Consider the following 24,498-nt stretch of genomic DNA (forward strand, 5'->3'; position numbering starts at 1 on the left):
GATCACTGCGAGGAATTGAAAATGAAATCTTCGCTACTGTCGGGTTGTCACTCAGCCCCCTGAATTTCGGGGGCTGAGTGAGTGTGGCTAGCGTTTTGCCGAAGCTCAGTTATTGGCCTGGTGCTGTAGCGTATCCATAGCTCTGCACCATTCGCTCTGCTGGCGGCGATCTTTCAACACGCGGCCCAGGGCCGGCATGAGATTGGTGCTATTGGTGAGCGCACTGTTGTAGGCCGCGATATCCTCTTTAACACACACCACCGGGAACAGCATGGCGTAGGCCTTGTTGTAGAGGGTGTCGCCGGTGCTGCTGACCTGCGGCACCGCGGCAAACAGGCGCGGGGCGAGTTGGCGGTAAAGGTCGAGCTGTTCCGCCGGGAACAGGCTGCCGGCAGCGGCGCGAATCTGGCTCAGTTTGAGGGTGTCGCGCTTGTCGAGGATGTTATCCAGCCACAGGCTTTTTGCCTCCAGGGTCGGGCGGCCGGCACGGGCACTGATGGCGGCAAGTTGCGCCCGGTCACTGCTGTCGTTTTCCAGCTGCCGGTTGATGCGCTCTTCATAGTCGCCGAACAGATTGCGATTCAGCAGGGCGATCAGCGGCCAGCTGCGGTCCTTGTCGATCTCCAGGCCTTTGATTGTCATTTTATGGTCGAGCAATCGCTCGGCACGCTTCAATGCGGTCTTGCTCTGGGCGAGATCAGACCAGGTCTGGAACCAGGTTTTCTGTGCATCACTTTTTTGCGGTGCCGCATTCAGCTGCCTCCAGGCAAAGTCCTCGATGGCCTGCAATTTTTCCTTGCGCAGGGATTGCGGAATATCCAGGCGGAACAGATAGGCGCGCGCGCTTTCCAGATGGCCGGCAATCAAACGGATGACGTTGATGTCGGTTTCCTTGCTGGCATTGGCGAGGGCAAACTCGATCCAGTCGGTAAGCGGCAGCTTTGCATCCGTGACCGAATCGTACAGGCTCTGCCACAGCATCAGGCGCGTGAACGGGCTTTCGATGTCGTTGATATGGCGGTTGATGGCCGCCACAGAATTGCCGTCGAGACTGGTTTTCACGTAGGCCCAGTCTTCATCGTTGGGGCTCAGGATCTGCGGGCAGGGCATGCCGACGGCATCTTTCACTTCCGTGCGCGCGCCGCTGTAGATCGCGGGCACCTTGGCGACCCGGGTCATCTTGCCGCCCTGCATACGGTAAATACCCAGCTGCACCTTCTGCGAGCGCAGTACCGGGTACTGCTCCGGTGCGCTCTGCTCGATGGTGAGCGAAGTAATGCGGTCGCGGTCGCACTGAAAGCTGGCGGAAATGGTGTTGACGCCGGCCTTGTACAGCCAGTTCTGCGTCCACTGCTGCAGGTCCTTGTTGGCGGCCTTGCCGAGCGCGCCCATAAAGTCGTCGAGCTCCGCGTTGCCGTAGGAGTACTGCTTGAGATAGTTGCTCACGCCTTGGCGGAATTCTTCCTTGCCCAGGTAGTAGGGCAGCTGGTTCAGCACCGAGCCACCCTTGCCGTAAGTGATGCCGTCGAAGTTGGAGAAGGCCTCGTCGGTATTCGGCACCGGCACTTCAATGGGATGGGTGGTGGGCAGCTGGTCGGCGCCGTAGGCCCAGCGCTTGGAGCCCAGGTAGAAGTTCTGCCACACATCCTCGAATTCGCTGTTTTCCGCCAGGGCCAGCGATGCCATATAGGTGGCGAAACTCTCTTTCAGCCACAGGCCGTTCCACCACTTCATGGTTACCAGGTCGCCAAACCACATGTGCGCCATCTCGTGGGCAATCACATTAGCGAGGCGCTGGCGCTGGGCCTGGGTTTTGGCTCCGCGGCTGACGTAGGCGGCTTCATTGAAGGTCACCGCGGCGACATTTTCCATGGCGCCGATGGTGAAGTCCGGCACGATCACCTGATCGTATTTGCCGAACGGATAGGGAATGTCGAAATACTTCTGGTAGAAGTCAAAAGACTCGCGGGTGAACTTGAACCAGTCCTCCGGTTTGACGTACTCCGCCATCGCCTTGCGCGCGAACAGGCGCAGGGGAATACCGTTGGCGTCGCTCTCCCACACGGCATAGGGGCCGGCGTGCAGCGGGAAGATGTAGGAAGAGAATTTCTTGGTCTGCGGGAAATACCAGCGCTTCAGACCATTTTCCACTTCCTCCACTTTTTCTTCGCGCGCGGTAGTGATCACCTGCCAGTCCGCCGGCGCGGTCACTTCCACGGTGTAGCGTGCCTTGAGGTCCGGCTGGTCGAAGTGCGGGAAAAAGCGGTTGGCTTTGTAAGGCTCGAAGTGGGTGTAGAGGTAGGCGCTTCCGTCTTCCTGGTCCTTGAAACGGTGCAGGCCGGAGCCGTCGCTGGAATAGGGATGGCTGTATTCGATGACGATCTGGTTTTCGCCCTTGCGCAGATCCCGCGGGGCGATACTGATGAAGTTGCCGTTGTAGTGGAATTTGACCGGCTTGCCGTTGGCGCGCACCGACTTCACGTCACCGCCGGCGAAGTCGACCGTCAACGGCTGTTTCAGATCGTGGGCGAGGGTGGTGTCGGCGGTGACCACGCCGGTGAAACTCTCGGCATCGCCGTCGAGTTTCACCGCAATGGTGTAATCCACATCGGCGATCTGCGCGCGGCGCAGCGCCGCGTATTCCGCCGTCAGCAGCGGTGCATTCGGCCGTTCGATCGGACTTGCTTGGTTATTGTCACGTGCCACTGCCGCTGCAGTGACACTCAAGGTGCTGAAAACAACCCCGGCAATGGCGGTGCGACGGATCGTACTGACGAGTGAAATTCGGGGCATTGAATTCTCCGGTAGATATTTCAGTTGTGCAGCGCCCTGTATTCAAAGTATTCCGTGCCCGGATGACCAGCGGCGTGAGAGCACACAGGATACCCCAGACCGTTTGGCCATCCCATTGCCGAATCGAATTACCTGGGCTGTACCGGCGTGTCGCTGCCAAGCAGGAACAGCAGCGGCTCTGCAAGTCGCAGGCGCCAGGAGTCTTCATCGTGAGCGTGACCTTCGAAGGCGCGCGTTTGCCAGTCCGGGCTGTGGTAACCGGCCTGCTGCATAATGGTATCCACCTGCTGTTGCAGTGGCGGATAGTAGGCGTCCAGGGTTTTGGTGCCGTAATCAAAATAAAAGCGGTGTGTGCCAGGCTCCGGCAGATTCTGCTCCAGATAAGCGCGGATGCTCGCTGCTACAGGGAGTTTGTCTTCCGGGCCTATCCCCGGCCAGTGGGTGGAGATCGCAGCCACGGCGGAAAACACCTCCGGGTATTCCAGCGTGGCATACAGCGAGATAAGGCCGCCCATGCTGGAGCCGGCGATAAATGTGTGGCTCGCATCCCTCGCGACCTGGAAATTGCGGTCGATATACGGTTTCACTTGCGTGACCAGAAACTTCAGGTAGTTATCTGCGCGCAGTTCCGCCTGGTTGAACGGGTGTTGCTGAGCCTGCGCCGTTTCGGGCATCAGTGCCCGCGCCTTCTGCGGAAAGTAGTCCTGGTGGCGGGTTTCGCTGATGTTTTCGATGGCCACCACGATGAAGGGTTTTACCTTTCCCTGGCGCTGCAATTCTGCGGCAACTTCATCCACGCCCCACTCCTGTTTGTTCCAGGTGGTGCGGCGGTCGAACAGCATCTGCCCGTCGTGCATGTAGAGGACGGAATAGGGCTGCTGTGATGGGTATCCCTCAGGCAGCCACACATGCACGGGACGCGCCGCAATATCGTGAAATTCAAACGCGGGCAAGGTCATCAGCTTCCCCGACGAAACTTCCATGGCAACGACCGGCAGGCCGGGGAGGAGTAACCACAAAACACTGAGATTTCGGAACAACCGCTGTAACATTTTTATTTCCTTGCGTGTGAATGTTCAGTGCGGATAGTGGTCGGCGCGCGCCTGAAGTACATCCGCCTGCAGGGGGGGGAGGGTATCCGATAGATCGAAGGACTTGGGCGCTGAGTCGGGTGTCGCGCGACGTGCAATAAAAAAGGCCCCGCAGGGCCTTTTTTATCCGCTGGCCGATCAGCCGGCGGTGTTGCCGTTGATGGCTTCCGCCATGTCCAGGCAGCTCTGGTTCTTGAATCGGCGGTTTTTCAGCGCTTTTTCCAGCAGCGGGTTCAGGGTTTTGCCGCTGTCGAGGATGTCGCTCACCTGCTGTACACCCTTATCGCTGCAGTTCAGCGGGAACAGGCGCGCGTAGGTGCCGACAAACTCGGAGGCGTCGCTGGAATTTACGTCGTCCAAGGCAGCGATGACGCGCTCGACATTGGCGTTATACAGACTGCCCTGCTCGGTGGGGAACAGGGCATCGGCGGCGTATTTCAGCTGCGCCAGTTTGAAGTTGTCGCGCTTCTCCAGCAGGTTCTCCAGCCACTTGGCCTTGGCTTCCTGCTGCGGGCGGATGGCTTCCGCGGCGATGGCGTTCAGCTGCGAGCGGTCGGAGTTGTCCTTCGCCAGCTCGGTCTTGATCGCCTGTGCGTAGTCGCCGAAAAGACGCTGGTTCTGCAGAGTGATCAGGCTCCAGCGCATATCCGGGTCGAGCTTCAGGCCGTCGATGACGAGCTCACCGCGCAGCAGGTTGCGGGCGTTGGTCAGCGCCTTGTTGGTATGGGCAACTCCGGTGAAGGTGCTGAACCAGGTCTTCTGCGCATCGCTGCCCGCCGGCGCCTTCTGCAACTGGTCCCACACGAAGGTTTCAATGGCCAGTTGCAGGCGGGTGCGCTTGGCGTCGTCCATCTGGAACTGATCGAGGAACGCATAGGACGTGCCCAGGTAGCGGGACACCAGACGGATCACATTGATGTCGGTTTCGACACCGGCGTTGTTGATGGCGAAGCTGACGAATTCGTCCAGCGGCAGCTTGGCGTCGCTGACGGAGTCGAACAGGCTCTGCCACAGCATCAGGCGGGTGAACGGCTTGTCGATGTCATTGATGTGCTTGGACATGTTGTCCACAGATACCTTGTCCAGGTTTACCTTGGCAAACGCCCAGTCGCCCTCGTTGGGGTAGACGATCTGCGGGCAGGCCTCGCCCTTGGCCGCGGCCACTTCGGTGGAAGCGCCGGCGTAGGTCACCGGAATGGCCTTGCTCAGCACCATTTTGCCGCCGGCCATGTTGTACAGGCCAACCTGGGTGCGCTGTTCGCGCAGCACCGGGTAATCCGCGGGGGCGGACTGCTTGATGGTCAGGCTGGCAATCTTGCCGTCTTTACACTGGAAGCTGGCGGCGATGGTGTTGAGACCGGCGTTGTACAGCCACTGCTGCTGCCATTGGTCCAGGTCCTTGCCGGCGGCCTTGCCCAGGTGACCCATGAAGTCGTCCAGGGTGGAGTTCTTGTAGGACAGGTCCTTCAGGTAGTTGGACACACCCTTGCGGAACTCTTCCTTGCCCAGGTAGTAGGGCAGCTGCTTGAGGATGGAACCGCCCTTGCCGTAGGTGATGCCGTCGAAGTTGGCGAAGGCCTCATCGGTGTTTTGCACCGGCAGCTGGATCGCGTGGGTGGTGGGCAGCTGGTCTTCACCGTAGGCCCACTGCTTGGTGCCCAGGTAGAAGTTTTCCCACACATCGTCGAACTCGCTGTTCTCCGCCAGTGCCAGGTTGGCCATGTAGGTGGCGAAGCTCTCGTTCAGCCACAGGTCGTCCCACCAGTTCATGGTGACCAGATCGCCGAACCACATGTGCGCCATCTCGTGGGCGATCACGTTGGCGAGGCGCATGCGCTCCGCCTGGGTTTTGTCGCCGCGGGATACGTAGCGCTCGCTGAAGGTCACCGCGGCCACGTTCTCCATCGCACCGGCGTTGAAGTCGGGCACGATCACCTGATCGTATTTCACGAAGGGGTAATCCACTTCGAAATACTTCTGGAAGAATTCAAAAGACTGTTTGGTAAAAGTGAACCAGTCGTTCGGCTTCACGTATTCGGCCAGGGTTTTGCGCGCGAACAGGCGCAGCGGGATGCCGTCGGCATCGTTTTCCCACACGTGGAACGGGCCCGCGTGCAGGGAGAAAATGTAGGAGGAGAATTTCTGGGACTGTGGGAATACCCAGTGATTCACCTCGCCCTTCTGCTCGACGTTCTTTTCACGCACGGAGGTGATCACGCTCCAGTCTTTCGGCGCGGTCACGTCCAGGGTGTAGTGCGCCTTCAGGTTCGGCTGGTCGAAGTGCGGGAACAGGCGGTTGGCATCGTAGGGTTCGAAGTCGGTGTACATGTACACCTCGCCATCCACCGGATCCTGGAAACGGTGCAGGCCGGAACCGTTGCTGGAGTAAGCGTGGGTATAGTCCACAGCGATCGCGTGTTTGCGGCCTTTCAGGTGCTCGGGGGAAATGGTGATGAAGTGGCCATTGTATTCGAAGGGTACGGTCTTGCCGTCCACCTGCACGCCCCGCACTTCACCACCGGCGAAGTCGATGGTCAGAGGTTGCAACAGGTTGCGACGGAACTGGGTATCCGCGATCACGCGGCCGGAAAATGCCTCGCCGGTTTTGGCGATAGTGACAGACAGCTTGTAGTCCACCTGCGCAATCTGCTGTTTGCGCAGCTTGGCGTACTGCTCCGACAGGCCCGGTGCGTTGTCGCGCGCGGCTGCGGACTCGGCCAGTGCATGGGCGGTGCTGGTGCCGGCGGTGGCCTGCAACTGGTTCGGCTCGAGGCTACAGGCGGCGAGTACCGCACTGCACAGCACGCCGACGGCGAATTTTCCGGATCTGTTCATGGGAACCCCTTGGTCACTTCTATAGGTTATTCGTAACGCGGGCGACCAGATGATCCGCAGAAAATCTCAAGGAACCCCGCATGGGAAGAGCCACCTTATATCACGCTCCCCGCAAACGGCGTGGGCGCTTTGTCCCGCCGATTGGGCGCTTTATCGCGGGGTGAATTTTCTGAATATTTCGCGCTGACAGCGCCCCTGAAAATTGTTTTTTATTTCGCAGGAGTGGCTTTTAATGGTCAAAAATATCGGGGGTCAGGAACAATGCCGGCGCGATTCGCCGGCATTGTTCCGCGGGTAAGCGCGCCGGGACATATTTCCATATATTGTGATGTGTACATCACTGCACTTCCGCCGTTGAATGCTTTTCCCCCGGAAAAACCTGGGGAAAATTTGCACAGAGATCAGTGGCTCGGGAAAGAGAACTGCGCACCCTCGCGCACGCCGCTGGACGGCCAGCGCTGGGTGATGGTCTTGCGGTTGGTGTAGAAGCGCACACCGTCAGGCCCGTAGGTGCCGAGGCTGCCGAACAGCGAGCGCTTCCAGCCGCCGAAGCTGTGATATGCCACTGGTACCGGCAGCGGCACATTGATGCCCACCATGCCGACGAGGATGTTGTCGCTGAAGTAGCGTGCCGCTTCGCCGTCGCGGGTGAATATGCAGGTGCCGTTGCCATACTCGTGATCGTTGATCATCTGCATCGCCTGTTCCATGGACTCGGCGCGCACCACCAGCAGTACTGGGCCGAAGATTTCCTCTTCGTAGCAGGTCATGCCGGGTTTTACGTGATCGATCAGGGTGCCGCCCACATAGAAGCCCTTCTCGAACCCCGCGACTTGCGGGTTGCGGCCGTCCACCACGATGGTGGCGCCCTGCTGTTCGGCGCTGGCGATATAGCCATTCACCTTATGCTTGTGCGCCTCGGTGATCACCGGGCCGAAGTCGTTGCTGCTGTCGGTGTAGGCACCCACTTTCAGGCCGGTCATGGCTGTGGACATTTTTTCGATAAAGGTATCGGCAGCCTCGTCGCCCACACACACGGCGACAGAAAGCGCCATGCAGCGCTCGCCGGAGGAGCCGAAGGCGGCGCCCGTCAGTGCGGCCACGGTGTTGTCCATGTCCGCGTCCGGCATGATGATCGCGTGGTTCTTGGCACCGCCCAGCGCCTGGCAGCGTTTGCCGTGGGCTGTTGCGGTGGAGTAGACATATTCGGCAATGGGGGTGGATCCGACGAAGCTCACCGCCTTCACGGTGGGAGAGGTGAGCAGGGTGTCCACCGCCACCTTGTCGCCGTTCACCACATTCAGCACACCATCCGGCAGGCCGGCTTCCTGCAGCAGTTGCGCCAAAAACAGCCCACAGGAGGGATCGCGCTCGGAGGGTTTCAGCACGAAGGTGTTACCGCACACGATGGCGAGCGGAAACATCCACAGCGGTACCATCGCCGGGAAGTTGAACGGGGTGATACCGGCCACCACACCCAGCGGCTGCATTTCGCTCCAGGAATCGATACCGGGGCCCACGTTGCGGCTGTGTTCGCCCTTCAGCATCAGTGGGGCACTGCAGGCGAATTCCACATTTTCGATGCCGCGGGTCAGTTCGCCCATGGCGTCGTGGGAAATCTTGCCGTGCTCCTCGCCGATCAACGCGCAGATCTTCTCCGCGTTGTCTTCCAGCAGTTGCTTGAACTTGAACATGATCTTGGCGCGCTTCGCCGGCGGCGTGTTGCGCCACTCCGGGTAGGCAGCTTGCGCGGCGGCGATGGCTTCTTCCACCGTGCTTTTGGCAGCGATCGCCACCTGGCGGACGACCTCACCGGTGGCCGGGTTGAAAACATCTTGGGTGCGCTCGGCGGTTTCCACCACCTCGCCGTTGATAAAGTGGCCGACTGTGTTCATGTTTTTCTCTCTCAAATCTGATGTTCTTCTTCGTCATACCGGCGAAGGCCGGTATCCAGGGCTACGAAGCTGGAAAATACCGTGCCCACTGGATCCCGGATCGAGTCCGGGATGACGGCGGTGGTTAGCCCGCAGCAACCTCATTGATCGCATCGCCCAGCGCACTGACCAGTGTGTCGACTTCTTCCGGGCTCGCCACAAACGGCAGCCCCAACTGGATGGTGTCGCCGCCGTAGCGCACGTAGAAGCCCTTCTGCCACATGTTCATCGCGATCTGGTACGGGCGCAGCAGCGGCTCACCGGGCGCCGCCTCGATGGTGAGGCCCGCGGCCACACCGCAGTTGCGGATATCGCTGATCAGCGGGGTGCCTTTCAGCTGGTGCACGCGCTCTTCCAGTACCACCGCCAGTTCCGCCGCGCGTGCAAACAGGTTTTCCTTCTCCAGGATATCCAGCGAGGCCAGTGCCGCGGCGCAGGACACCGGATGCGCGGAATAGGTGTAGCCGTGGGGCAGCTCCAGCAAATATTCGTGACCGCCGTTTTCCATAAACGTATCGTAGATTTCCTGCTTCGCGATCACCGCGCCCATGGGTACCGCACCATTGGTCAGCTGCTTGGCGACGTTGAGAATGTCCGGCGTCACCCCGAAGGCCTCGGCGCCGGTTGCGGCGCCCATACGACCGAAGGCGGTGATTACCTCATCGAAAATCAGCAGGATGTTGTGCTGGGTACAGATTTCCCGAAGGCGCTGCAGGTAACCCACCGGCGGCGGCAGCACCCCGGCGGAACCCGCCATCGGCTCCACGATCACCGCGGCGATATTGGAGGCGTCGTGCAGCGCGATCATTTCCAGCAGTTCATCCGCCAGATGCGCACCTTCCTCCGGCATGCCTTTGCAGAACCTGTTCTGAGGCAACACCGTGTGCGGCAGGTGGTCGGCATCCACCGCGGTGCCGTAGAGCGCGCGGTTGGCGCCGATGCCACCGACGCTGATGCCGCCGAAGTTGACCCCGTGGTAACCCTTGGCGCGGCCGATCAGCTTGGTCTTGGAGGCGAAGCCCTTCTTGCGCCAATAGGCGCGGGCGATTTTAAGTGACGTTTCCGCGGATTCGGAACCGGAGCCGGTGAAGAATACGCGGTTCAGCCCGTCTGGCATGAATTGGGTAATGCGTTCGGCCAGTTCAAACGCCTTGGGATGACCGAACTGGAAAGCCGGCGAGTAATCCAGGGTACGCAACTGCTCACTGACCGCATCGGCGATCTCCGCGCGATTGTGGCCCGCACCACAGGTCCAAAGACCGGACAGCCCGTCGAAAACCCGGCGGCCGTCGGCGCTGGTGTAATAGCACCCCTCTGCCCCGGTGATGATCCGCGGATCCTTCTTGAACTGGCGGTTGCCCGTATAGGGCATCCAGTGGGCATCCAGCTGAGACTGGCTGAGCCCGGCAAACTTGTCGCTCACTCTTCTTCTCCGGCTTGTTCGACGATTGAGTTGCGGTAACTGTAGATGAGCTTTAATGTTTCATGAATTGTGACTTATAAACGTTAAGTTTCACTTACATGAAACTTAACGCGACCACCTTCTTGTAGGAGCCTGCCTGCAGGCGAAGCGCCGCAAAGCGGCGCCCACCTTGGGGTTCGCCTGCGGGCAGGCTCCTACAGAGAGCGCGCACGTAACGAGATATCCATGGCAAGAACCCAAACCGCCCTGCTGGGCCAGCTCAGCGACATCGACCTGCGCCTGCTGCGGGTCTTCCGCGCCGTGGCCGAGGCGGGCGGCTTCTCCGCTGCGGAGCTGGAGCTGAATGTGGGCCGCTCCACCATCAGCCGCCATATCAAGGATCTGGAAGTGCGCCTTGGAGTAACCTTGTGCCAGAGGGGGCGAGGCGGGTTCGCGCTCACCCGCGAGGGCCGGCAGATTTACGAGGCCACCCTGCGTTTATTGGCCTCGCTGGACACCTTTCGCGGTGAAGTGGCGGACGTACACCGACGCATGACCGGCCACATCTCCATCGCCCTGTTCGACAAGATGGTCACCAACCCGGCCGCCCATGTGGCGGAAGCCCTGCGCCAATTCGACGATCTGGCGCCGGAGGTGAGCCTGGACATCCACATCGAACCGATCAATGAAATCGAGCGCGGAGTCATGGAGGGGCGCTTTCAGCTCGGCGTGATTCCCGCGCACCGCACCTCGCCGAGCCTCGAATACCAGCACCTGTTCTACGAGCAGATGTACCTCTACTGCGGCTACCGCCACCCGTTGTTCGGCACCGCGGATATCTCCATCGACGACGACGCCATCCGCGCGAGCAAATACGCTGGCCTCGGTTACCACTCCCCGAACATGGAGGTAGGCAACCGCCTCGGCCTCAAGCGCGATATCACCGTCAACGACCAGGAAGCCATCGTCCACTGCCTGCAGTCCGGCCGCTATATCGGCTATCTGCCGGACCACTATGCGGAGACGTTTTTGAAAAAAGGGGAAATCCGCGCAATCTGTCCGCAGCACTACCAATACGAATGCGATTTTGTTGCGATTCGCCGGTTGTCGCCGCGGCCTTCAAGGATTGTGAAGGTGTTGTGGGATTGTTTGGTGGAGGCGCACTACTTGGGTAGCTCGAGATAGTCATGTATGTTGAGCGACCTCGGCAGGGGTGCCGGGACTGTTAATGGATTTCAGGGGAGTAAAGTAGTGACGCGAATTGATCGGCTGGATGCACTGCGGGGAATTGCCGCGTTGCTGGTCGTGTGGCAACACACCTCCGAGTCGTTTGTAAGAATTCCAGGTGTGGCGGACAAAGGAACGTGGCTCGCCGATGTGGCGTGGAGTGTCGATTTTGGTCGGATCGGCGTGGTGTGTTTCTTCCTGATTTCCGGCTTTATTATTCCACACAGTTTTTCGGCTGGCGCCGGCGCTGTGAAAAAATTCGCGGTAAGACGATTTTTCAGATTGTACCCGGTCTATTGGTTTTCTATTTTTCTGGCGGTATTCACTGGGGCAATTTTTGTCGGTAAGCAATGGACCATCTCCGAGATAGGTACCAACCTTACGATGTTCCAGTCACTGTTGGGTATGCCTCATATACAGGGATTGTATTGGACCCTGCAAGTTGAACTGGTTTTCTATATTTTGTGCGGTTTTCTGTTTTATATCGGGAAAATGCACGACGGCCGGTTCCTGACCGTGTTAGCCGTTGTGTTTCTATCAGTTTTTGTTGGTCAAAAATTGCTCGAAAAAATGTTTGGCTATCAGAGTTCGCTATCGCCGGAGCATCAATATATCCCCTACTTGCTTGCGATCATGCTCTGCGGAACGATTTTGCGCGAAGTCTTGTTTGGTACCCATACCACAGCAACAAAACTGTTTTTCCTGATGGCACCCGCTACAGTATTTGGTCTGCCCGCGCTTGCGCTGATGCTCCATGCTGCTGGTGTCAACCTTGTCGACCAGCCCATAAGGTTTGGGGCAGCACATCTTATTGCGCTTGGTGTCTTCTGCATGGCTATCGGTTTCCACTGGCGGGTACCAGCAATGCTGGCTTGGTCGGGTGTTGTGAGTTACTCCGTCTATTTATTCCATCCGGTGGCAATGACGGTCGTCCATTGGTTGCGTCACCAAACGTGGGCAAGCTTTACCGGAGATTGGGCGCTGTGGGGATATATGGCCGTGGCAATAACACTGACCATGGTGATTGCTATCGCGACATACTACCTGATTGAGCGGCCCGCCATTGAGGCCGGACGCCGCCTGAGCCGGAATAGCGTGGACAAAGATCTGGCGGCGGTCGCTTAATATTTAACCTGGCAATGAGATATTGGCGGGGCAACAGTGACAGATCATGCCCACTCATTCATCCCGGACGATATGAAACCTGCTGCGGCGCGCCATGGCATCTTCTGCGCGACGGCGGGTTTGGCGCTCAAGACGGCGGCGCAGCTTTTCCTCATCGCTTGGCCAGCGATCGGCTTCCTGAAGGGTGTGACGCACGGCTTTGAACAGCTGTGTACAGTCCAGCCGCAGCGGGTTTTGGATGATGGGGTAGCGATGATCGGCATCGCACACCTTTAGCCAGCCGTGCAGCCGGTGATGCACCATCAGCGTAGCCCTGACTTCACCACCGCTGGCGGCAAGGCGCACGAACGCAGCGTGCAGTTGCGCGCGAAAACTGCATTCCCCGGCGGTGAAATGCGCCGAGTGCTCGCGAAACTGCAGTTTCAGTTGGTACCACTGGTTAGAAAACATGGTGCATTGGATTGGTCGTATTCAATAAGAGTTCCGAGCGCCGGATTGGGCTGGAGTCATAGCGCAACCGCTGTCAGGCACTCTAACCGAAACAGGGTTTCAAGTACATTTGGCGCATAACCGGCTGTTGAAAATGATGCAGGTACCTCCCGGCAGTGTTCTGCACCGCTTTCCGGAGAGGTCGATTATAGAGGGGTGCTGATCCTTAATCTAAACTCCTTGCAGGACGCACCGTGGGCGCGATCACTTTCACCCTGAACCAACTTCAGGAGATAGGATGAAATCCAACTGTATGCACCTGGCCATTCCCGCCGGGGATTTGGAAACTGCCAAGGAGTTTTACTGCGACATACTCGGCTGTAAGACCGGTAACAGCGAAGCTGGGCACTGGATCGACATCGACTTCTGGGGCAATGAACTCACCCTGCATCAGAGTACCGAGCAGTTGCCTAATGTGCGTCATGAAGTTGATATGGGCGCAGTAGCGGTACCGCACTTTGGCGCACATCTGCCCAATGAAGAATTTCAGGCGCTAAAGGCACGTATCGAAGCTGCGGGTCTGGAATATCTGGATAAACCCTATCGCCGATTTGTCGGCAACGAATATGAGCAGGAAACTTTTTTCATCAAAGACCCTAACGGCAATGTGCTGGAGATGAAGTCGATGAAAAATCCGGAGCTTATGTTCAAGTAGTTAAAGGCTGCCGGACGCGTATTTTTTCGCAACCCTTTCTCGTGTTCATGGTTTTCATTAAACGCCGAGAAAGGGCTGTTCTTCAATTATAAAATTTCCATCACGCCTATACCTGTTTGTGATTCAACACCAGGTGCGACCAGGCAACTCAAGAGATCGAGAGATGCCTGCACTAGCTGCTCACTAAACGTCAAACCGGCAAACGGTCCGGAAATGATCGGGCCCGTCAGCAGGTGCACGGTTTGCCCTGCGGCATCCGTACTCTGCGTGGTGGCATCCACAACGCTTGTCTGGCCGTTATCCCAGTAAATTTCAATGGTTGCCGAGCCGCTGGGCGGTAGTGCAAGACAACTGCGTGAACCGGTAAAACTGCCTGAGCGGCTTCCACCGGTAATTGTTGATCCGGTCAAGGAGGTGCACCCTGAATATTCCACATCAAAACTGATGTCAGTTTGTTGCGAGAATAAACGCAATCCGGGCGAGTAGGAAATATCAGCGCTGGCCGTACACGTGAGTTCACCTACCGCCAGCGCGTTGTTGAATGGAAGCGCTACAAATAGAAGAGTGAATATTTTATTAAAATTCGCAATTTTCATGATGCCTTCCTGAAGGTTGAATAATGGGCGAGATGCTATAAAAATTTTGCAATACCTTTATGAATGGTAAATCTCTATTCAGAAAGGATTGCCAGGCTGATTCTAGTGGTGGTGTCCGAGTTGTCCGCTTTTGACAAGGAAAAAGCGTGTCTGAAATCTGTTTTTGCTAACTGTTGAGCAAAACGACTTGGATTTATCTTCCATTCAATGCTAATCCTGGGGTGGATATCATGTGCTCTGTATGTACATCGGAATAGTGATATGGAAGACCGGGAGGTTTAAGGCAACGGTTGATAGGCTGATAAAGCCTGGTGTGACCAGGTAAGTGATAAGTTTAAATCGTGCATGTTGTGGACACCTCGGTTTCAATGCAGTGAGCGGATATTCAGGTACGCACAAAGATCCAGTCCGAGAAGCTCGAAGCAGAGAGCGGGATTCTGGTGAGCCGATGGTCCATGGGCGAAGTCCGGTAGCATTAGGCCCCGATCCGGGAAGTATTCAGTGAATCCCTGGTTTTGCGTTCACTATGTCTTGTCCTTATCTTCGGAAATAGATAGCAGCCCCGCTACTCTGAATGGGTATATACAGATTCTTGAGGCGCAAAAAACAACGAACTAGGCTAATTGAACCAACATGGTCAATGATGTAGAGGTTTCTATGAGTTCTTGGAAATACCTGGTCGCCTGCATGGGGTTGTCAGGGGTTCTCGTCGCTCTTCCCGGTCAGGCCGATGCGGCGATAGTCAACTATCAAAAACACGATCACTCCGAGAGGTTTGATAAGTTCTGGATGACGCTGGAAGAAAAGCTGGCGCTCAGAAAGGAGCAGAAGGAGGAACTCAGAAAGCATCGAGAGGCGGTAAAGGAGGAAAGAAAGAAACTGAAAGAAGAAAGTAAGAAACTTCACAAGCAGATAAAAGATGCGCTGGAGTCCGGGGCGGACCGGTCCACGCTCGATAGCCTGGGTGCACAATGGGGAAAAGTCCAGGTGGCGAAAATGGAAATGGCTCACAAGTACCAGAAGAAATTCAAAGAGATTCTCGATGAAGAGCAGAAAGCCAGGCTTGAAAAGTTCAAGGCTGAACATCGGGATGAGTGGGAGAAAAAATATCGGGGAGGAGACGACGATTAATGTCGTGTCAACCTGAATGAGAAGTCATTCTGATGTGATGCCTTCTCCCCCAGCGACAATGGGGGCGGTTAAACCGTCCCCGTTGTTGCCTGATTCGGAATACATCGTCAGGAAGACGTTCTTCCTGAGTGACTGAATGCCGGACGCGCTGGTGAAGGCGGCTCCGGGTGGGCCGCAAAATATGTGATCGCGCGCCGGATATCCTCCGTCAGGAGTGCGGCCATATCGCGGCTGATACCGTGGCGGACCATGATTCTCTGAATCACGGTGTGTTCCCGGTTTGTCGGCAGCGGGTAGGATGCAATCTGCCATCCACGCATGCGCAAATGGTCGGAGAGATCGTAGAGATTGAAGCCCCAATCGCCGGGTTTTTGCGTATAGCTGATGGCTGGCAGACCACCTTCTCCATTGTAAAACAGCTCAAACGGCCCCATATCCGCAATTTCCTTACCAAGCCAGATTGCGGTATCAATGCAGCTCTGCTGAATTTTTCGGTAGCCGTCGAAACCGAGGCGAACGAAATTATAGTACTGGGCGATCACGCCACCGCCGGCACGGCTGAAGTTCAGGGCAAAGGTAGGCATATCGCCACCGAGATAGTCCACGTGGAATATAAGATCCTCAGGTAGCTCGGCAGCATCTCGCCACACCACCCACCCCACACCGAGCGGCGCCAGGCCGTACTTATGTCCGGAACTGTTAATGGATTTCACTCGCTTTACGCGGAAATCCCACACCAGATCCGGTTGTACAAACGGCGCCACAAATCCGCCGCTGGCGGCATCCACATGAATGGGGATGTCAAAACCGGTGTCTGCTTCAATCTGGTCCAGGGCGCGGGCGATTTCCTCTACGGGTTCGTAAACACAGGTGAAGGTTACACCGAGGGTGGCAACTACACCGATGGTGTTTTCGTCGACATACTGATGAATTTTCTCCGCGTTCAGGCAGACTTCATCGCCATCAAGTGGTACCTCGCGGAGTTCCACATCGAAATATCGCGCGAACTTGTGCCAGCAGACCTGGACCGGCCCGCAAATCAGGTTGGGCTTGTCCGTGCTTAGATTCAGCTTTTGCCGCCGCTTGCGCCATTGCCATTTCAATGCCAAGCCACCGAGCATCGCGGCTTCGGATGAGCCTGTGGTGGAACAGCCGATGGTGTCTTCCGCATCCTGTGCGCCCCATAACGCGGCGAGCATATGTACACACCGGGCTTCGATTTCTGCCGTTTGTGGGTACTCGTCTTTGTCGATCATGTTTTTGTCAAAACAATCCGACATCAAACGATGCACTTCGTCTTCGGCCCAGGTGGTGCAGAAGGTGGCTAGGTTCTGGCGGGAATTGCCGTCCAGATACAGCTCATCTCGCACCAATTGGTAGCCGGTCGGCGCAGCCATCGAATGAGTGGGCAGGCTGTAGCGGGGTACGCTGTGGCGACTGGCGCTGTCGGCGAATATGTCCTCGCCGACATCCCGCGAGACATGCTTACGCTTACTTTTCCGGTGTAATGGCATCGGTGAATCCTGATTCGCTGCGCTAGGCGGACATAAAGGCAAATGCAGGAGTCGCGACAAACCTGCCACTCACATCTCCTACCAGGTCCTCTTGGCTGAGATCCAGCTTCTGGCTTTTACTGAGATCCAGTTTGTGAAGCTGTACCCAGATGATGTCCGGGCTGAAGGAAGATTCGAACGCGTAAACACCGCGTTTGAGATCGATCAGGGTACGCCAGATGGTCATGGAGATATGCGGGCGGGCCGGGTCGGCGACACCGAAGGGTTGTGCCGCATTGCGCATTACGCTCAACAGTGCTGCATAGGCCTGCCTCGGGGAGTCCGCCGGTGGCAGTTTCGAAAGGTAGTAGCTCGCACGAACAAACCGGTCTGCCGCCTCAGTAGTTCCTGGCAGTGGGAGGTCTCCCCCCAGCCCCTGATACTTGGCCAGGTGCTGCAGCTGCTGATCAAATGGCGGTGAATTGGTCATCACTGTGTATTTCCGGCTGTGATGCACCTTCGCCACGCCGTCGATATATTCGATCACCGCGGAATCGCCGGTAGCATCACTGAGCGCCAAGTGCACCGTTGACCAACGGCCGGACACCGGGTCGCCCTGAGGTCGTACTTGAATCTGGTGTTTCTTGGTATAGGCAACACAGGCTTCGACGCTGTCAAACTGGTCCAGATAAAACTGGGCCCACAGAGAGACGGACAATCCCAATTGTGCCGGATCGCGCTCGCCGTAGTCGGATTCGGTGAGCCACAGCACATGGGTTGCCAGGCCCTTCTCATTCAGGCCATCTACCGTTGCCAGATCGTATGCGGTGGCGACCAGGCTTGCGTGTTTTGACTTCCACTTCAGCGGGTTCGGGTCCTTGTCGATACCGGTGCGTTCTGCGCCCGCCGGCAACACCCAGAGATTGGTTCCCAGGCTCTGCGCCCAGTCCATGTTGCGCCCCGCAATGGGGCCTTGCCCACTTTCAAGCCATAGTGTTCTTGTACACATAGTGTTTTTCCAGGGTAGTACTCTGTCGACCTGTGCGGCGACGTTGTGTGTGGAGTAATTTTCCGAACGGTTGGTTCGGCCTCAGAATTTGTAACTGAACCCTATGGCCGGCCCATGTAGTGTGGCATCGAAACGGTAGAGCGAATTACGGTAGTCGATACTTATGCGGCGGAATCCGGCCATGATTGCGGTGCAGTCATTTATCCGGAAGCCCGCAAATGCGGTGAGATCTGTAGTGCGATCGGAGCGCGTTCCGGTCAGGGCCATGCCTTCAATATAGAAGCGTGAGGAGAGGTTCGCGTGACCGCGAATACCGAGTTGCCCGTCATGCCAATCGGCGCCCTCGGAAACATCCAGATTGGCAATTGGCACCGAGATATCCACGTCGGTTTCTATCGACCAATAGCGGTAGCCGGCCATCAGGTCCACAAAACCGCCCGGTCTATCCAGGACTCTGAATGTCGCTGCGAGCAAACCGGTGGAGGTTTTGTTATCGATATCAATATCCACGGGGAAGGGCAGTGGCAGGTTGGTTAACGACACATCATCGGAAAGATCGACGTAAAGCCCATCCACCAGAATTCCGAACTTGCCCTTTTGTGCTTGAAAGGCCCCCATGCCACCCCAGTTAAGGTCAGACCACAGGTCGCTGAAACTGGCGTCTGCTCTGAAGTGGTACGGGCCGTGGGAAATGTTTCCATCAAGACCCAGCCCCCAGGCATAGGGCGCGATATAGAATTCCCAGTCAGCGGTCTCCGCCTGTACATGGGTGGGATTGCATTGAAAAGTAAGCAGCAGAGCGTGCGCAACAAGCCATGTACTAAGGCCATTTCGATAGCGATGTCTAAAGTCAAAAGTGAACAATCCCGCCATGCGCAAAAAATCCTCTGCCGTTTAATCTGAAAGTCTAAAAATCTTAGACTGTCAGGTTGCGGTCGGAGGAAAGCGACGGGTACTTGGCGCGCAAATATGGCGGAAGTGTTCTTGCTGTATCGGAGTCGTCAGAAAAATTCAGAAACTCCGGTACCGGTCTGCGTCTCGTCAGAGCGAGAAAATGAACGACTCAATGCGTACAGAGGGGCAGTTGTGGGGCAGGTAAACAGAAAAGGAAATGTCAGCACGTTGCTCTGCTGACATTTCACTGCGGAAAACTATGCGGCGCGCGCCGTGCTTTCCCGGTGCGCCAGATACTCTTCATAGGTTCCCTGGAAGTCGATCAGGGTCTGGTCCTTGATTTCCAGCACACGGGTTGCCAGTGAGGAAACAAACTGGCGATCGTGGCTGACAAATATGAGTGTGCCTTCATACTTGGCCAGTGCCTTGTTCAGTGCTTCGATGGATTCCATATCCAGGTGGTTGGTGGGCTCGTCCATGATAAGCACATTGGTGTCCATCATCATGAGTTTGCCGAACAGCAAGCGGTTCTTTTCACCACCGGAACACACCCGTGCTTTTTTATTGGCGTCGTCGGCGGTAAACAGGAGACGGCCGAGCATGCCGCGCACTACCAGGTCGTCGTGCTTGGGCGAGCGCCATTGTGACATCCACTCGAAGATGGTGAGATCGTTATCGAAGTCGGCACTGCTGTCCTGTGGACAGTAGCCGATGGCCGCGTTTTCGGACCATTTGAGCACGCCGCCGTTGGCCTCGAGTTCATTGACCAGGCAGCGCAGAAAAGTCGTTTTGCCCACGCCGTTTTCGCCAATTACCGCCAGGCGGGCGCCTGCTTCCAGAATCATTTCACCACCGGCAAACAGCATCTCGCCGTCAAACCCGTGAGTCAGTCCCTCCAGGGTCAGGGCCTGGCGGTGCAGTTTCTTGCACTGTTGGAACGTGATGTAGGGTTTCACGCGGCTGGAAGGCTTGATTTCCGCAAGCTTGATTTTCTCCATTTTCTTTGCCCTGGAACTCGCCTGTTTGGCTTTGGAGGCGTTGGCGGAGAAACGGTTCACGAAGGATTGCAGCTCTTCCAGCTCCGCGCTTTTCTTGGCGTTCTCCGCATGGAGCTGTTCTTGAATCAGGGTGGATGCCGCTACAAAATCCTCGTAATTGCCGGGGAAAATACGCAGCTCGCCGTAGTCGATATCCGCCATGTGCGTGCACACCTGGTTCAGGAAGTGGCGGTCGTGGGAAATGATGATCATGGTGGACTTGCGCTGGTTCAGCACTTCCGCCAGCCAGTGGATGGTATGGATATCCAGGTTGTTGGTGGGCTCGTCCAACAGCAGGATGTCCGGATCGGCGAACAGGGCCTGTGCCAGCAGCACCCGCAGTTTCCAGCCCGGAGCCACCTGTTTCATCAGGCCGAAGTGAAAGGATTCCTCAATGCCCGCCTGCAGCAGAATCTCACCCGCGCGGCTCTCCGCGCTGTAGCCGTCCAGTTCGGCAAACTGCACTTCCAGTTCCGCCACGCGCATACCATCTTCCTCGCTCATCTCTGGCAGCGAGTAGATGCGGTCGCGCTCCTGCTTGATTGCCCACAGGCGCGCATCGCCCATGATCACCGCGTCTACCACGGTGTACTCCTCGAACGCGAACTGGTCCTGGCTCAAGATGCCGAGGGTACAGCCGGGCGCAATGGATACATTGCCTGCGGTGGGCGCCAGCTCACCACTCAGGATCTTCATAAAGGTGGATTTGCCGCAGCCATTAGCCCCGATCAGGCCATAGCGGTTGCCGTTGCCGAACTTTGCGGAGATGTTTTCAAACAGCGGCGAGGCACCAAACTGCATGGTGATGTTGGCGGTGGTAATCAAGAGTCTGTCCCGAGGGGTATAGCTGAAAAGATGCGCCGGGTTAATGCCGTGCAAGGGCACATGGCGCGGGTCGCGAACTATACGGCGGCAGTGGCGGAGTGTCGAGGGATTTGTTTGATAAATGAGCAACTCCGGGGCCGCATGGCGTCGCCCCGGGGTATCGCATCAGAAACTGGCCACACTCGCCAGCCCGGCGATTGCAGCGGCTGAGCTCAACAAGGCGATATAGACCACGCCGAGTACGAAAAACTTCATTGCGGTCATGGGCCAGCCCTGCCGGTATACCCGTTTCTGCATCAGCAACAAGTAAACCGGCACCCACAATGCGAGCGCCAGTAGCGCCAGATTGAACAGCGCGTGCGGCAGTGTGTGTGGTTCGCTGAGCCAGGCGCGCAGATCGAACAGCAACACCGCCAGCAGCAGCGCGAGGGACAGGAACGCGTGACTGTGAAGCGCGACGATCAAATGTTCCATATACAGGCGGCGCTTGAACACATACAGCACTCCCAGGCTCAGGGCAAAAAACGGCAGCATGACAAACAGCGCGGACGGAATGGCTCCGAACAGGGCGTCTTTGAGCAGGTTCGGGTCCTTCTCGATGCGGGAAATATTCAATGTCAGCCGCGCACTCTGGCGGACGAACCAGGCATTGACCGCCGACGGCGCACCGTCGATCTGCAATGGCTGAATTTCTATCTGTCCCTCCTCCGCCAATTGCTGCAGCGCCGTCGGGTCCAGCTGCGCGATGCGTTGGTTCGCGTGTTTGCGTACGATCTGCTCCACGCCGTTCATTAAACCGGAAATACCGGGCACATCGCTGCTTTCGCGTGCCACTTCGGCGATTTCCGCCAGCGCCAGATCGCGCTGCCGCAGCACCTCTTCCACACTGGTGGCTGTGGCGATGGAATGCTCCATCTGGTCCAGGTTGGACTCGGCCATCGCCTGACTGGTGGTGGACTCGTTGAAGTTGAAGGTGGTTTTCCAGTCGCTGCTGAGTTTTGCCGCAAAGAACGCCGTGAGGCACAGGAACACAAACAGGCGCACCGGACTCACATAGCGCACACGGCGACCGGCGAAATACTCATTGGTGAGAAAGCCGGGGTTCAGCAGCAGCGGGCCGAAGGTGCGCGCAATGCGTGAGTCCAGCCCGAACACGGCGCCGAAAAAATCTCCGAGCAGCTCCGGGAACTGCCGCACCAGGCTCTTTTCGGGCTGCCCGCAGGCGTAGCAGTGGGGCCCAAGCAGTGGCTCGGCGCAGTTGCCACAGCGGGCGGCATTGGGTGCCGCGGAAGGTATGTCAGGGATGGCCTGCGCGGATTCGGGCTGCGACCGGGGCTCGGCCGCCAGGTCCGGTTTGATGGGACTTGCAATTTCACTCATGGCGCACCAACGCGAAAGTCGTGGATTTCAACATGCCAGTGGCAGTTTGCTAGGAAATGAACGCGATGGTGCCATGAAATGGCGCGCCGGTTAATCTCTGCTTCACCGCTGGTGGGCCACAAACAAAAACGGACCCCGAAGGGTCCGTTTTCACATCCGAAGTGCGATTACACGACTACGATGTTTTCTGCCTGCGGGCCTTTTTTGCCCTGAGTTACGGTGAACTCAACGGCTTGGCCTTCGGTCAGGGTGCGGAAGCCGGTGCTGGCGATTGCGCTGAAGTGTGCGAATACGTCTGGGCCAGACTGCTGCTCAATGAAACCAAAACCTTTCGCTTCGTCGAACCACTTAACGGTTCCTCTTACTGCATTAGACATTTTTAAATCCTGAGATTGAATCGGGTTGTGCCTGGTAATTCAGGCGGGTGGTGCTTGGAAAATTAGCCGCGACTTAAAAACTGCAGGACGAGGTATTACGAGTAAAACAGCGAAATGTAGCGTGTAAATGTGAGGCTTTCTTTCTAGCAGGGAGCAACTCTACTGGGTAAAGGATAGGGTTGTCTACAAATTGTTCTGCCAATCCGCGTTTGGCCCCGAGCCGGCATTGCCCCATATACTGGGTGACCGCGCACTCCGTTTCGCAAACAGACGTAAAAGTAGCCAAGAATGCCAAAGATGCAGGATTCCTCCACCAGTCATGCCAGAATTGACCCATCGGCCACACATTCCGCTGCGGCCTCCAGCATGAGCGCGCGCGCCATGGTGGCGGTGCTCTGGCGGTTTGTCCGCCCCTATGGCGGCGTTCTGTGCGGTGCCGGGGTGGCGCTGGTGTTTACCGCAGGCGTTACCCTGGCTATCGGCCAGGGAGTGCGCCTGTTGGTCGACCAGGGTCTGACCGGGGATTCCAGCCAGGCGCTCGGCCGCGCGGTTCTGGTCATCATGGCGCTGGCCCTGTTGATGGCTGTTGGCACCTACGCGCGCCATTATCTGGTGTCGTGGCTCGGCGAGCGCGTGGTGGCAGACCTGCGCAAGGCGGTGTTCGACCACATCATTACCCTGCACCCGAGTTTCTTCGAGACCAATCGCAGCGGCGAGATCATGTCCCGCCTCACCACCGACACCAGTCTGTTGCAGCACATCATTGGCACTTCCTTCTCGATGGCGCTGCGCAGCGCGCTGATGTTTGTGGGTGCACTGATCCTGCTGTTGTTCACCAACCTCAAACTGAGCGTGATGGTACTGGTGGGGGTACCCCTGGTATTGCTGCCGATCGTGTTCTACGGTCGCCGCGTGCGCAGGTTGTCCAAGGCCAGCCAGGACTCCATCGCCGATGTGGGCAGCTATGCCGGCGAAATCATCCAGCACATCAAGACCGTACAGAGCTATACCCGCGAGCAGCACGAGCAACAGGCCTTTGCTGTCGAGGTGGAAACCGCGTTCAACGTCGCCCGCCGCCGCATACGTCAGCGCTCACTACTGGTGGCGGTGGTAATACTGCTGATGTTCGGCGCCGTCAGTGCGCTGTTGTGGGTGGGAGGTAATGACATGATCGCCGGGCGCATGAGCAGTGGCGATCTCGCCGCCTTTGTGTTCTACGCCATTATGATGGGTTCGGCGGTTGCGACTATTTCGGAAGTCTACGGCGAACTGCAGCGCGCCACCGGCGCCACCGAGCGGCTGGTGGACCTGCTGAATGTGAAAGCGGAAATCCCGGCAGGCGATGGCGACGCGGTCACCGGGTCTCTCGCCGGCGAAAATGAAGCGCAGGTCGAATTTGAGAGCGTGGAGTTCAGCTATCCCTCGCGCCCCGATCAGCCCGCCATTCGCGGACTGGATCTGAGCGTGGCCGCTGGCAGGAGCCTCGCTCTGGTCGGCCCCTCCGGCGCGGGCAAATCGACGCTGTTGGAGCTGTTGCAGCGCTTCTACGATCCGCAGCGGGGGCGCATCACGTTGAACGGCACCGATATTCGCGATTTCGACACCGCCGACCTGCGTCGCCAGATGGCCGTGGTGCCGCAACAACCGGCGCTGTTTACCGCGGATGTCTGGTATAACCTCCGCTACGGTAAACCCGATGCGAGCGATGAAGAGGTCATCGCCGCCGCCAAAGCCGCCCACGCCCACGACTTTATCCAGCAGTTGCCGGATGGCTACAACAGCCATCTTGGCGAGCAGGGCACCCGTCTCTCCGGCGGTCAGAAGCAGCGCCTCGCCATTGCCCGCGCAATTCTTAAAGACCCGAAGATCCTGCTGTTGGATGAAGCCACCAGCGCGCTGGATGCCGAGAGCGAATACCACGTGCAACAGGCATTGCAGGCGTTGATGCACAACCGCACCACGATCGTCATCGCGCACCGGCTGGCCACCATCCTGCACGCGGACAATATCGCGGTGCTGGAGCATGGGCGGGTGGTTGCACAGGGAACCCACGCAGAGCTTATACAGGTTTCGCCACTGTACCGGCGGCTGGCGGAACTTCAGTTTCAGAGTCCGGAGTCGCAGCAGCCGGTGGCGGAATAAACCCCGTAAGCTGACCGGCGTAATTTGTCTGTAAGCGCATGTAATACCGATGTAATCGGCAGT

Annotated in this window: 18 protein-coding genes; 5 read left to right on the forward strand and 13 right to left on the reverse strand. The window is 57.5% G+C overall.

Annotation, left to right across the window (positions count from 1 at the left end):
- Positions 1-105: 105 nt before the first annotated feature.
- The 5 genes from pepN (FDY93_RS04375) to aptA all read right to left on the reverse strand — a co-directional run bounded on the left by pepN (FDY93_RS04375) (position 106) and on the right by aptA (position 10,076).
- Positions 106-2,793, reverse strand: a complete 2,688-nt coding sequence (pepN, locus tag FDY93_RS04375) for an aminopeptidase N (RefSeq protein ID WP_138234507.1) — start codon at positions 2,791-2,793, stop codon at positions 106-108.
- A gap of 128 nt (positions 2,794-2,921) precedes the next feature.
- A complete protein-coding gene (locus tag FDY93_RS04380) occupies positions 2,922-3,845 on the reverse strand; it encodes an alpha/beta hydrolase (protein WP_138234508.1) in 924 nt (307 codons plus the stop codon).
- A 177-nt stretch (positions 3,846-4,022) separates the two neighbouring features.
- Positions 4,023-6,719 carry an aminopeptidase N gene (gene pepN / locus FDY93_RS04385; RefSeq protein WP_138234509.1) on the reverse strand — a complete coding sequence of 899 codons (2,697 nt, stop codon included), beginning with the start codon at positions 6,717-6,719 and terminating at the stop codon, positions 4,023-4,025.
- Between the two features lie 401 nt (positions 6,720-7,120).
- A complete protein-coding gene (locus FDY93_RS04390; protein ID WP_138234510.1) occupies positions 7,121-8,614 on the reverse strand; it encodes a CoA-acylating methylmalonate-semialdehyde dehydrogenase in 1,494 nt (497 codons plus the stop codon).
- A gap of 124 nt (positions 8,615-8,738) precedes the next feature.
- Entirely contained in the window at positions 8,739-10,076 is a 1,338-nt protein-coding gene (gene aptA, locus FDY93_RS04395) for an omega-aminotransferase AptA (protein WP_138234511.1), read from the reverse strand.
- A 225-nt stretch (positions 10,077-10,301) separates the two neighbouring features.
- Here aptA and FDY93_RS04400 point away from each other — a divergent pair, with 225 nt between their 5' ends.
- Positions 10,302-11,240: a LysR family transcriptional regulator gene (locus tag FDY93_RS04400; RefSeq protein ID WP_138234512.1), complete on the forward strand. Its 939-nt coding sequence runs from the start codon at positions 10,302-10,304 to the stop codon at positions 11,238-11,240.
- A 66-nt stretch (positions 11,241-11,306) separates the two neighbouring features.
- Positions 11,307-12,407, forward strand: a complete 1,101-nt coding sequence (locus tag FDY93_RS04405; protein WP_171018885.1) for an acyltransferase family protein — start codon at positions 11,307-11,309, stop codon at positions 12,405-12,407.
- A gap of 54 nt (positions 12,408-12,461) precedes the next feature.
- Here the strand turns inward: FDY93_RS04405 and FDY93_RS04410 are convergent, their stop codons facing one another.
- Positions 12,462-12,857: a hypothetical protein gene (locus FDY93_RS04410; protein ID WP_138234514.1), complete on the reverse strand. Its 396-nt coding sequence runs from the start codon at positions 12,855-12,857 to the stop codon at positions 12,462-12,464.
- Positions 12,858-13,134: 277 nt separating this feature from the next.
- Between FDY93_RS04410 and FDY93_RS04415 the strand changes: the two genes are divergently transcribed.
- Positions 13,135-13,551 carry a VOC family protein gene (locus FDY93_RS04415; protein WP_138234515.1) on the forward strand — a complete coding sequence of 139 codons (417 nt, stop codon included), beginning with the start codon at positions 13,135-13,137 and terminating at the stop codon, positions 13,549-13,551.
- A gap of 86 nt (positions 13,552-13,637) precedes the next feature.
- On the opposite strand, the gene FDY93_RS04420 is transcribed toward FDY93_RS04415, so the two are convergent.
- Positions 13,638-14,147: a hypothetical protein gene (locus FDY93_RS04420; protein WP_138234516.1), complete on the reverse strand. Its 510-nt coding sequence runs from the start codon at positions 14,145-14,147 to the stop codon at positions 13,638-13,640.
- 633 nt (positions 14,148-14,780) lie between these two features.
- Here FDY93_RS04420 and FDY93_RS04425 point away from each other — a divergent pair.
- Complete coding sequence (locus FDY93_RS04425) at positions 14,781-15,278, forward strand: Spy/CpxP family protein refolding chaperone (protein ID WP_138234517.1); 498 nt, start codon at positions 14,781-14,783, stop codon at positions 15,276-15,278.
- Positions 15,279-15,385: 107 nt separating this feature from the next.
- On the opposite strand, the gene gad is transcribed toward FDY93_RS04425, so the two are convergent.
- The 6 genes from gad to FDY93_RS04455 form a co-directional block, all read right to left on the reverse strand.
- On the reverse strand, positions 15,386-16,792 hold the full coding sequence (gene gad / locus FDY93_RS04430) for a glutamate decarboxylase (RefSeq protein ID WP_138234518.1): 1,407 nt from the start codon (positions 16,790-16,792) through the stop codon (positions 15,386-15,388).
- Between the two features lie 22 nt (positions 16,793-16,814).
- A complete protein-coding gene (locus tag FDY93_RS04435; protein ID WP_138234519.1) occupies positions 16,815-17,780 on the reverse strand; it encodes a linear amide C-N hydrolase in 966 nt (321 codons plus the stop codon).
- A gap of 81 nt (positions 17,781-17,861) precedes the next feature.
- Positions 17,862-18,653, reverse strand: a complete 792-nt coding sequence (locus FDY93_RS04440; protein ID WP_138234520.1) for a hypothetical protein — start codon at positions 18,651-18,653, stop codon at positions 17,862-17,864.
- A 278-nt stretch (positions 18,654-18,931) separates the two neighbouring features.
- A complete protein-coding gene (locus FDY93_RS04445) occupies positions 18,932-20,536 on the reverse strand; it encodes an ABC-F family ATPase (protein ID WP_138234521.1) in 1,605 nt (534 codons plus the stop codon).
- Between the two features lie 165 nt (positions 20,537-20,701).
- Positions 20,702-21,916, reverse strand: coding sequence for a DUF3667 domain-containing protein (locus tag FDY93_RS04450; RefSeq protein WP_138234522.1), 1,215 nt, complete (start codon positions 21,914-21,916; stop codon positions 20,702-20,704).
- Between the two features lie 167 nt (positions 21,917-22,083).
- On the reverse strand, positions 22,084-22,293 hold the full coding sequence (locus FDY93_RS04455) for a cold-shock protein (RefSeq protein WP_138234523.1): 210 nt from the start codon (positions 22,291-22,293) through the stop codon (positions 22,084-22,086).
- Positions 22,294-22,659: 366 nt separating this feature from the next.
- On the opposite strand from FDY93_RS04455, the gene FDY93_RS04460 reads away from it, so the two are divergent.
- Positions 22,660-24,435: an ABC transporter transmembrane domain-containing protein gene (locus tag FDY93_RS04460; protein ID WP_138234585.1), complete on the forward strand. Its 1,776-nt coding sequence runs from the start codon at positions 22,660-22,662 to the stop codon at positions 24,433-24,435.
- The last annotated feature ends 63 nt before the right edge of the window (positions 24,436-24,498 follow it).

The organism is Microbulbifer harenosus (genome assembly GCF_005771435.1).
Taxonomy (GTDB): Bacteria; Pseudomonadota; Gammaproteobacteria; order Pseudomonadales; family Cellvibrionaceae; genus Microbulbifer; species Microbulbifer harenosus.

Coding starts and splice junctions, on each gene's coding strand:
- pepN (WP_138234507.1), bottom strand. CDS start 2,793: ATGCCCCGAATTTCACTCGTCAGTACGATCCGTCGCACCGCCATTGCC.
- FDY93_RS04380 (WP_138234508.1), bottom strand. CDS start 3,845: ATGTTACAGCGGTTGTTCCGAAATCTCAGTGTTTTGTGGTTACTCCTC.
- pepN (WP_138234509.1), bottom strand. CDS start 6,719: ATGAACAGATCCGGAAAATTCGCCGTCGGCGTGCTGTGCAGTGCGGTA.
- FDY93_RS04390 (WP_138234510.1), bottom strand. CDS start 8,614: ATGAACACAGTCGGCCACTTTATCAACGGCGAGGTGGTGGAAACCGCC.
- FDY93_RS04400 (WP_138234512.1), top strand. CDS start 10,302: ATGGCAAGAACCCAAACCGCCCTGCTGGGCCAGCTCAGCGACATCGAC.
- FDY93_RS04410 (WP_138234514.1), bottom strand. CDS start 12,857: ATGTTTTCTAACCAGTGGTACCAACTGAAACTGCAGTTTCGCGAGCAC.
- FDY93_RS04415 (WP_138234515.1), top strand. CDS start 13,135: ATGAAATCCAACTGTATGCACCTGGCCATTCCCGCCGGGGATTTGGAA.
- FDY93_RS04420 (WP_138234516.1), bottom strand. CDS start 14,147: ATGAAAATTGCGAATTTTAATAAAATATTCACTCTTCTATTTGTAGCG.
- FDY93_RS04425 (WP_138234517.1), top strand. CDS start 14,781: ATGGTCAATGATGTAGAGGTTTCTATGAGTTCTTGGAAATACCTGGTC.
- gad (WP_138234518.1), bottom strand. CDS start 16,792: ATGCCATTACACCGGAAAAGTAAGCGTAAGCATGTCTCGCGGGATGTC.
- FDY93_RS04435 (WP_138234519.1), bottom strand. CDS start 17,780: ATGTGTACAAGAACACTATGGCTTGAAAGTGGGCAAGGCCCCATTGCG.
- FDY93_RS04440 (WP_138234520.1), bottom strand. CDS start 18,653: ATGGCGGGATTGTTCACTTTTGACTTTAGACATCGCTATCGAAATGGC.
- FDY93_RS04450 (WP_138234522.1), bottom strand. CDS start 21,916: ATGAGTGAAATTGCAAGTCCCATCAAACCGGACCTGGCGGCCGAGCCC.
- FDY93_RS04455 (WP_138234523.1), bottom strand. CDS start 22,293: ATGTCTAATGCAGTAAGAGGAACCGTTAAGTGGTTCGACGAAGCGAAA.
- FDY93_RS04460 (WP_138234585.1), top strand. CDS start 22,660: ATGAGCGCGCGCGCCATGGTGGCGGTGCTCTGGCGGTTTGTCCGCCCC.